The 7827-nt window shown below is 76.3% G+C and carries 7 protein-coding genes; 3 read left to right on the plus strand and 4 right to left on the minus strand.

Features of this window, described 5'->3' with window-relative positions; genetic code table 11:
• Nucleotides 1–4: 4 nt before the first annotated feature.
• The 4 genes from AB0L40_RS25035 to AB0L40_RS25050 all read right to left on the minus strand — a co-directional run bounded on the left by AB0L40_RS25035 (nt 5) and on the right by AB0L40_RS25050 (nt 3069).
• Nucleotides 5–448: a hypothetical protein gene (locus AB0L40_RS25035; RefSeq protein WP_364361070.1), complete on the minus strand. Its 444-nt coding sequence runs from the start codon at nt 446–448 to the stop codon at nt 5–7.
• A gap of 29 nt (nt 449–477) precedes the next feature.
• Nucleotides 478–813, minus strand: a complete 336-nt coding sequence (locus AB0L40_RS25040) for a DUF2149 domain-containing protein (RefSeq protein WP_364361072.1) — start codon at nt 811–813, stop codon at nt 478–480.
• Nucleotides 810–1556 carry a MotA/TolQ/ExbB proton channel family protein gene (locus tag AB0L40_RS25045; RefSeq protein WP_364361074.1) on the minus strand — a complete coding sequence of 249 codons (747 nt, stop codon included), beginning with the start codon at nt 1554–1556 and terminating at the stop codon, nt 810–812. The genes AB0L40_RS25040 and AB0L40_RS25045 overlap by 4 nt, the downstream gene beginning before the upstream one ends.
• 226 nt (nt 1557–1782) lie before the next feature.
• Complete coding sequence (locus AB0L40_RS25050) at nt 1783–3069, minus strand: SGNH/GDSL hydrolase family protein (protein WP_364361076.1); 1287 nt, start codon at nt 3067–3069, stop codon at nt 1783–1785.
• A 139-nt stretch (nt 3070–3208) separates the two neighbouring features.
• Between AB0L40_RS25050 and AB0L40_RS25055 the strand changes: the two genes are divergently transcribed.
• The 3 genes from AB0L40_RS25055 to AB0L40_RS25065 all read left to right on the plus strand — a co-directional run.
• The gene (locus AB0L40_RS25055) at nt 3209–5167 is read left to right on the plus strand and encodes a RecQ family ATP-dependent DNA helicase (RefSeq protein ID WP_364361078.1); all 1959 of its coding nucleotides are present in this window, start codon (nt 3209–3211) and stop codon (nt 5165–5167) included.
• A 123-nt stretch (nt 5168–5290) separates the two neighbouring features.
• Nucleotides 5291–5905 (plus strand): phosphoribosylglycinamide formyltransferase, encoded by a 615-nt coding sequence (gene purN, locus AB0L40_RS25060; protein WP_364361080.1) that lies wholly within the window; start codon nt 5291–5293, stop codon nt 5903–5905.
• A 330-nt stretch (nt 5906–6235) separates the two neighbouring features.
• Nucleotides 6236–7827: metallophosphoesterase (locus AB0L40_RS25065; RefSeq protein WP_364361082.1), on the plus strand; the 1592-nt coding region annotated here is incomplete at its 3' end.

Here is a 7827-nt window from a genome sequence, read left to right on the forward strand (position 1 = left end):
GAACTCACTCACCACCCTCCCCCGCGGAAGTGGTGCGCGGCATCACCCTCCCGGGGGAGATCCATCGCCCGATGGATCGCCGCCCGCGCGGGCCGGTCGGCAGCGCGGCCGCGCCGCCGAGGGCGACGGCCGTCAGGAGGGCGACCATCGGGGCCGAGTGCGACGTCCCGCGGCCGCTCCGGCGCCCGGTCCTCTTCGGCACCGCACGGGCGGGGAGGAGGCCGGTCGCCCGCGACGCCGTCCCGAGGCCGAGGAGGTCGGTGCCCGTCGCCGCCGGCGCCCGGACGGCGCTCGCGACGGCCGCGGCGGCGGTCACGCAGGGCGCGTCGGCGGTCGCGACGGCCGCGGCGGCGGTCACGCGGGGCGCGTCGGCGGTCGCGACGGCCGGGTCGGCGGTCACGCAGGCCGCGTCGGCGCCCGCGACGCCCGCGTCGGCGGTCGGCACCACGCGGCGACCCCGTTCGTCGGCCGTGCCCATCACGGCGTCGCCGGGGCGCCCTGGGCCTTCGGGTCGACGAGCACGAGGGTCCCGTCGGGCAGGCGGTAGACCTGGCCGACGGCCTCGCCGCGGCCGGTGGCCTGGCTCGGGCTCGACGGGGTGGTCAGCGTGCGCTCCGCGCCGGTGGCCCCGGAGCTCGTCGGCGCGCGCTTCTCGACCTGGCCCGTGTCCCCGTTGATGCTCAGGCCGAGCCCGGCGATCAGGAACGCGAGGGCGAGCACGAGGCCGACGTCGAAGAGGTTGACGAGCCCGTCGAGCGGGTCGCCGACGTCGCTGTCCAGCTGGCCGTGGCGGCCGAGCCCGACGCGCTTCATGCCGTGTGCTCCCCGATCGACTCCGTGACCCGGGCGTGGTGCGGCGTGGCGTCCCCGGCGGACGGGACGGGCGCCCCGGGACCGCTCGGGGCGCCGGGCGCGTCGGAGGCGGGGCCGGCCGCGGCCGTCGGCGGGGTCGCGCCGACCGCGCGCTCCAGGGCCGCGAGGTCCTCGGTGTAGAAGCGAGTCCGCAGCAGCGTCAGCGTGAACGCGCCGGTGCCGACGAGGATCCCGATGACCGTGGCGGCGAAGGCCACCTGCAGGTCGTCGGCGAGCGATGCGAAGTCGCCGCGGCCCAGGGCGCCGAGGCCCGGGGCGAGCGGGATCAGCGTGCCCATCAGCCCGACGGCCGGCCCGGCGCGGACGAGCATCCGCGTGCGGTCGAGGCGGCGCTGGACGCCGAGCTCGTAGTCCGCGAGCGCGTACTCGACGGCCTCCTCGCGGCCGGACGCCCGGGCGCCGGCCATGTCGCGGACGGCGCGCTCCGCCAGGCCGCTCGAGGCCTGCGGGGCGATCGCGTCGGCCCGCGCCGGGTCGGTCAGCGCCTGGCACGCGACGCCCAGGAGCCGTGAGCGTCCGGGACGGCCTCGGCGCCAGGCCTCGGTGGCGAACCGGCCGGCCTCGAGCGCCAGCAGGAGCAGCAGCAGGATCGCGACGACGTGCACCGGCACCTCCAGGGCGCGGGCGACCGAGGAGAGCGAGTCGGTGACGACGTCGGCGAGCGGTGCGGGCGAGGCGGTCATGGGCGCGTCCCCGCGGACGGACGACCGCCGGGAGGGTCATGTTAGGGGGACCAACCGCGTCGTGGCGACGTTCACGGCGTCCACGGTGCCGCTCGGGTTCGGCGGACGGGCTGCCTGGGTGGCCGGGCCCGCCGTGTCGCGTCGCGCGCCGGAGGTTCCGACGGGACGGACGTGACGGCTGAGTGGGCCGGGGCGCCCGGACGGGCCGGGACGCCGGGGCCGAGGGCTACCGCCGAATGCTCAGCGTGTCCGTCGGCTTCGAGCCGCTGCCGCGGCAGGCGCCGGAGGACGTCTCGGGGCAGACCCGGACGGTGTACCGGCCGGCCGGGGTGGTGGGCCGGCGCGCGGATCGGGACGCGCCGGCGCAGGTCAGGCGGGACGGGATCCGGCCCTTGAACGACGCGGTGCCGGACGCCTGCTTCGCGGACCCGACCGGGGCGCTGCAGGTGCGGGTGCGCCCGGCGACCTTGACGCGGCGGGTGATCCGGGCGCGGTAGCCCGTCGCCCGCAGGAGGTCCGTCGCGCGGAACGTGGCCGTCCGGCCGACGCGGGCCGAGGACGGCGCGCGGAGCTTCGCCTTCGGGACGCTCGGGCGGGCGGCGTAGACGACCTTCGCGATCGCGGTGTGGGCGGCGACCGTGGGGTGGACCGGGTCCGCGCCGGAATCGCCGGTGCGGGCGTACCAGCGGACGCCGGGCCCCTGGCAGATGTCGTGCCCGGTGGTGGCGGGGACGGTGTTGACGTAGGTCACGCCGAGCGGTCCGGCGGCGGCCTGCTGTGCGGCGAACAGCGCCCCCGTGGCGGCGCGGGCGTACGCCTGCCCGCCGGCGCCCGCCGGGACCGTCGCCTGCTGGTCGGTGCGGCAGATCGAGCCCGTCGCCGGCAGGACCTCGGGGTAGCCGACCAGGACGATCTTCGCCTTCGGGGCCAGCGCGCGGATGCGGTCGATGGCGGGCTTCGCGCGCGCCGTGTAGGCCGCGGCGGTGACGCTCTGGGGCCGGCCGAAGGCCTGGGCCGACGGGGTCGCCGAGCACGACGGGTCGTCGAGGCAGAGCACCGCGCCGGCGAAGAGGCCGAGGCCGGCGGTGTCCCAGCGGTCGTTGCCGCCGCCGCCGAAGGTCACGAGACGGGTCTTCGTCCCGAGGACGCCGGCCTTCTCGGCCAGGCCGACCTCGCCGCCCAGGTCGACCGGCGACTGCAGCGCGGCGCCCTGGAGCGTGGCGTTCGAGCACGAGACGTCGGCCCAGTCGCCGGAGCGCTCCTCGCCGAGGCCGAGCTTCTCCGCCACCTGCGAGGGGTAGTTCTCCGCGGAGCGGAAGCAGGCGGGCTCGCCGGACGGCGTCGAGCGCTGGCCGGGCATGCCGAGGCCGGAGGTGTAGGAGTCGCCGAACGCGACGTACGTGCGGCCCTCGGCGGCGTGGGCGGGGGCCGCGAGGGCCGACCCGCCGAGCAACAGGAGGAGGGTCGCGGCGACGCCGCGGAGCAGGGGACGGGAGCGTGGCGCGGGGGACATGGTGTGGTCTGCACCGTACCCGCTGGCGTCCCGCCCGGTGCCGGGAACCGGGCTCCGCGCGTGCCGATCCCGTGACGGGACCGTGCCCGGATCGTCGCACCCGGCTGTCGTCTCCCCGCGCCTCTACCGTGCAGGGTCGATGTCGCCCATCCCCCTCCAGGAAGACCCGCTGCTCCGCACCCTGAGCGGGGTCTTCGGGTTCCCCGGATTCCGGCCCGGGCAGGAGGACGCCGCCCGCGCCGCCTACACCGGGCGCGACGCGCTGGTGGTCATGCCGACGGGGGCCGGCAAGTCGCTCACCTACCAGCTGCCGGCGCTCTGCCGGGAGGACCTGACGCTCGTCGTGTCACCGCTGGTGTCCCTGATGCGGGACCAGGTCGACCAGCTCAACGCGCGTGTCCTCTCCCGCGATCCGGACGCGGTGCCGCCCGCGGCGCTGCTCAGCGGCCAGCAGGACCCGGCGGAGAACGCCCGCGCCGTCGACCGGGCCGTGGCCGGCGACGTCAAGCTCCTCTACGTCGCCCCCGAGCGCTTCGGATCCCCGGCGTTCCTCGAGCGGATCCGGCACGCCACGGTCGGGCTCTTCGTCGTCGACGAGGCCCACTGCGTGTCGCAGTGGGGGCACGACTTCCGGCCCGACTACTTCCGCCTGGCGGACGCCGCGCGCTGGCTCGGCACGCGGTCGATCCTCGCCGCGACGGCGACCGCGACGCCCCAGGTCGCGGCCGACATCGAGCGCCGCCTGCACCTCGACGACCCGGTCCACGTGCGCACCGGGTTCGACCGGCCGGCCCTGTCGTTCGTCGTCCGGCGCTGCTCCGGACAGGTCGAGCGGCGCGGGCGGCTGCTCGCGGCGCTGCGCGCGCCCGACGCCCTGCCGGCGATCGTCTACGCGGGGACCCGCGACAACGCGGACCGGCTCGCGGCGGACCTCGGCGAGGCGCTCGGCGTCGAGGCCGTCGCATACCACGCGGGCCTCGACCGCGAGCGCCGCGACCGCGCCCAGCGCCGGTTCATGAGCGGCGAGGTCCCGCTCGTCTGCGCCACCAACGCGTTCGGCATGGGCGTCGACAAGGCGGACGTCCGCACGGTCGTCCACGACAGCGCGCCGCCCTCGATCGAGGCCTGGTACCAGGAGGCCGGCCGCGCGGGGCGCGACGGCCGGCCCGCCGCGGCGTTCCTGCTCGCCGACGGCCGGGACAAGGGGCTGCACCGCTACTTCATCGAGCGCGGCGAGGTCGACGAGCAGACGCTCGACCGCATCGCCGGCGCCGTCGTCCGCTCCGCGCCCGAGGGTCGGTTCGACGTCACGGTGCAGGAGCTCGGCGTCGACGGCGAGACGGCCCGGGCGGTCTTCGGCCACCTGACCCAGGCCGGGATGGTCCAGCCGCATCCCGGCCCGCCGGACCGCCTGAAGGGCCGGCTGCTCGGGCCGTACGACGACCGCGTCCGGGCCGAGGTCCAGGCGCTGGCGAGCGAGGCGCAGCAGAAGCGCTGGGCGCAGTACCGCGCGCTGTGGAAGTTCGTCGAGAGCGACGTCTGCCGGCGCGGAGCCGTGCTGCGGCACTTCGGCGATCCGTCGGTCGTGGCCGGCGGGGGCGACGACGTCCGGGGCGACACGACCGGCTCGCCCGCCGCCGGCCGCGCGGGTCACCCGACCGTGCCGTGCTGCGATGCCTGCGCGCCCCAGCTGCTGCCGGAGGCCGCGGGCGGCCCGGGCGGCGGACGGGTGGCGACGGGTCGGCGTGACTCCGCCGGGGCCCGCTCCGCCGCGCAGCGCCTGACCGGCGGCGCCCGCGCGCTGAGCGGCGACCTGGCCGCGGCCGTCGACGCGTCGATCGTCGAGGTCGTCCGCGACGCCGACCCGTCGATCGGCCGGACGAGGGTCGCCGAGATCCTCCGGGGCAGCCGCTCGCAGAAGATCGTCCAGAGCGGCTACGACGGCCTGCCGTCCTACGCCCGCCACTCGGACCTGCGCACCGGCGACCTGCTGCTGCGCGTCGACGAGCTGCTCGAGGCCGGCACGATCGCGACGACCGGCGGCGCCTACCCGGTGCTCGTGGTCGTCGGCGAGCAGGCGTCGCTGAGCGGGCGCTGAGGGCAAGGCCGGCGGTCGGACGGCGGGACGCGCCCGCACGGCGGCCCGTCGGGGCGGCCGAGGCGTGGGCGGCGGTGCCCGGCGGGCCGCTCCGCGCGGCGTCGCCGTATTGTCGACGCGGCCATGTCCGGCCCGTCCGCCACGCCGTCCCGCCCCCTCCGCGTCGGGGTCCTCGCCTCCGGAGAGGGGACGAACCTGCAGGCGCTGCTGGACACCGTCCACGGGCACGAGGCCGAGGTCGTCGCGCTCGCCTGCGACAAGCCGGACGCCCGGGCGCTGATCCGCGCCGCCGGGGCCGGGGTGCCGACCCGGGTCTTCCCGCGGGCCGACCACCCCACCCGCGAGGACCGCGACGCCGCGATCGCCGCCTGGCTCGGGGCGGAGGGCGTCGAGCTCGTCGTCCTCGCCGGCTACATGGCGATCCTGACCCCGGTCTTCGTCGGGGCGTTCGAGGGCCGCATCGTCAACGTCCACCCGTCGCTGCTCCCCGCGTTCCCGGGCATCCGGGCGATCGAGCAGGCGATCGCCCACGGCGTCGAGGTCTTCGGCGTCACCGTCCACCTCGTCGACGACGGCGTCGACACGGGCCGGATCCTCCTGCAGGACGCCGTCCGGATCCCCGGCGCGCCGGACGCCGCCGCCGTCCACGACGCGCTCCGCCCGCTCGAGCACCGCCTGCTCCCGGAAGCCGTCCGCCGCGCCGCCCGCGGCGAGCTGCTCCCGGCGGGCGACGGCTGACCCGCAGGGGGCGTGCGCCGCGGGTCCGTGCCGGGAGGTGGCGCGTTCCGGTGTCGGGTGCGGCGGCGGTGATGCGCCGCGGGTCCGTGCCGGGAGGCGGAGCGTTCCGGTGTCGGGTGGTGCTCCGCGAGTCCGTACCCCGGGCCGGCACGTTCGCGAGTCGGACGTGGCGGTGCCGACGCGTGCGGGAGGCGCCTACGGCGTGCACGTGCCGCGTACGACGTCGACGTCATTTGCTGCTGCACGCAACTTCACCGCGAGGCAACGTCTGGCGGCCTTCCGCCCTGTTTGGTTGCTCGGCCACTTCCCGCAACCCGATCGGAACCCCCGATGGCTTCCTCCCGTTCACGTCGCCTGCGCCGCCTGGTGCTGGCGTCGGCGACCCTCGCGCTCGTGCCCTGCGCGAGCTCGCAGGCCGCGATCACGCAGGCCCACCTGAGCTTCACCGGCGACACCAGCACGACGATGGCGGTGACGTTCAAGGAGGACGCCGCCGTCACCGGGACGACCGGCGTCGCCTACGCGCGGCCGACGGGCGGCGCCGGTGGTGTCGCGGCCTGCGCCGTGGTCGGCGCGCCGTCCGACTGCCGGACGCTGACCCTCGCGCGGACCGACGCGCAGGGCAAGGCCGGCGGCCCCGGCCCGACGTACACGTTCTTCACCGGCACGTTCGCCGGCCTGACGCCCGGCGCGTCGTACGACTGGTTCGCGACGACGACCGCGACGCCCGCCGGCCTGGCGCCGGGGACGTTCACCACGGCGAAGGCGGGCGACCAGCCCTACACCGCCGCGACGTACGGCGAGGTCCACGTCGACGACGGCGACGACGTCGTGCCGTTCGGCGCGTCGGCCCCCGGCGACTACAGCGTCCAGGGCGTCGTCGGCCTGAACCGCGCCAACCAGGTCCTGGGCAACCAGAACGTGCGCCCGTCCTTCGTCGTCTCCTCCGGCGACAACCAGAACGACGGCACGATGGAGGACATGTGGGACCGCCTCCTGAGCGGCACCTACACGTTCCCGTCGGGCGCGCCCCTGGACGGCTCGCCGACCCGCCGGCTGCTGGGCAGCGTGCCGTTCCTGTCGGCGCTCGGCGACCACGAGTACAAGAACACCGCCGTGGCCGGCACCGCGTCGCCGCTCTACTACGCGCACTTCCCGAACCCCGGCAACGGTCCCACGGGCCAGGAGCAGCGCTCGTACTCCTACGACTACCAGGGCGTCCACTGGACGGTCCTCGAGGCGAGCCCGGGCGTGAAGCCCTCGGCGTTCCCCGCCTACTGGCAGCACGAGCTCGAGTGGCTCGACGCCGACCTGAAGGCCGCCGCGACCCGCACGCGGTTCCAGGTCGTCGTCATGCACCAGCCGCCGTTCCACTCGAAGACGAGCCGCGTGTACCCGGAGTACGCGGACCCGGAGCTCCGTGACGACGTGATGCCGCTGTTCGACAAGTACGGCGTCGAGGTCGTCGTCTCGGGCCACGACGCGCACAACGTCCGGAGCTCCCCGCTGGTCGGCGTCCCGACGCCCGACCGCAAGGCCGGCGAGCCGAAGCTGTCCCCGGACATCGTCGCCCCGGGCAAGGGCACGACCTACCTCGAGCAGTCCACCACCGGCAAGAACTACGACGGCCTCCTCGACGGCGAGCCGTGGGTCGCGTGGTCGCAGTCCGAGGAGACGATGCCCGCCGCGCTCCTCTTCACGTTCGGCGCGAAGACGATCAGCGCCAAGTTCGTGCGCACCGACGCACTGGACCCCGTGACGCACCAGCTGATCCCGACCGGTCAGCCGGTCGACAGCTTCACGATCCCGCAGGTGCCGGCCGCCGGATGGGCGACGCCCTCGCGGCGATCGACGTCGCCGCTCATCCACAGCCGGTGGATGACGCCCATCAGCGGGATCAGAACGATCGCGATGCCGTACAT

The organism is Patulibacter sp. NPDC049589, assembly GCF_040675535.1.
Lineage (GTDB): Bacteria > Actinomycetota > Thermoleophilia > Solirubrobacterales > Solirubrobacteraceae > Patulibacter.